Source organism: Kitasatospora sp. NPDC088351 (assembly GCF_040685575.1).
Classification (GTDB): domain Bacteria; phylum Actinomycetota; class Actinomycetes; order Streptomycetales; family Streptomycetaceae; genus Kitasatospora.
The window spans coordinates 1-1202 of record NZ_JBFBIL010000149.1; the positions used below are offsets into that span (position 1 = coordinate 1).

Annotated in this window: 1 protein-coding gene; it reads left to right on the forward strand. The window is 69.6% G+C overall.

The features are described from left to right. A partial coding sequence (locus tag AB0P06_RS36925) for an IS30 family transposase (protein ID WP_363615398.1) occupies positions 1–1202 on the forward strand: 1202 nt, incomplete at its 3' end.

The following is a 1202-nucleotide window of genomic DNA, read 5'->3' on the forward strand; positions in this document are numbered from 1 at the left end:
GTGGTCGGCTCGCGGTGGTTCCGGGAGGGTGGCGGCATGCCCACGCTCGGGCTGGGACCGGACTCGGGCCGGTACCTGTCCTTCGCCGAACGCGAGGAGATCGCGCTGCTGCGGGCTCAGGATGCCGGGGTACGGGAGATCGCGCGTCAGCTGGGCAGGTCGCCCTCGACGATTTCGAGGGAGCTGCGGCGCAACGCGGCCACCCGCGGTGCCCGGCTGGACTACCGGGCCTCGATCGCCCAGTGGAAGGCCGAGCTGGCGGCCCGGCGCCCCAAGACCCCGAAGCCCGTGGCCGACGGGCGCCTGCGCGAATACGTTCAGGCCCGACTGTCGGGCGAGGTTCAACTGCCGGACGGGACAAAGGTTTTCGGCCCGCTGACCCCGGAGTGGAAGGGACGAAACAAGCCGCGCCGTGAGGACCGGCGATGGGCGACGGCCTGGAGCCCCGAGCAGATCTCCAACCGGCTCCCGGTCGACTTCCGGGACGACGCTTCCATGCGGATCTCCCACGAGGCGATATACCAGGCGCTCTACATCCAAGGACGCGGAGCGCTCGACCGCGAGCTGGTCACCTGCCTGCGGACCGGACGGGCACTGAGGGCCCCCCGGGCACGCTCCAGGCAGCGCGCCTTCGGCCACGTCACCCCCGAGACCGTACTCGCCCAGAGGCCGGCCGAGGCCGACGACCGCGCCGTCGCCGGCCACTGGGAGGGCGACCTGATCATTGGCACCAACCAGTCCGCGATCGGCACCCTCGTGGAACGCACCACCCGGCTCACCGTGCTGCTGCACCTGCCCCGCCTTGAGGGATACGGCGTCGAAGCACGCGTCAAGAACGGTCCGGCGCTTGCGGGACACGGCGCCGAAGCCGTCCGGAACGCACTTGCCGCCGCTTTCGAGACGCTGCCGGAACATATGCGCCGCTCGCTGACCTGGGACCGCGGCAAGGAACTGGCCCAGCACGTCCAACTGACCGCGGACACGGGGATGAAGGTGTTCTTCGCCGACCCGCACAGCCCCTGGCAGCGCGGCACGAACGAGAACACGAACGGGCTGCTGCGACAGTACTTTCCGAAAGGAACGGACCTGTCCCGATGGACCGCCGACGAGATCAACGCAGTGGCTGCCACCCTCAACAGCAGACCACGCAGGACCCTCGACTGGAGAACTCCTGCCGAATCCCTCGCCGATCAGCTAATGTC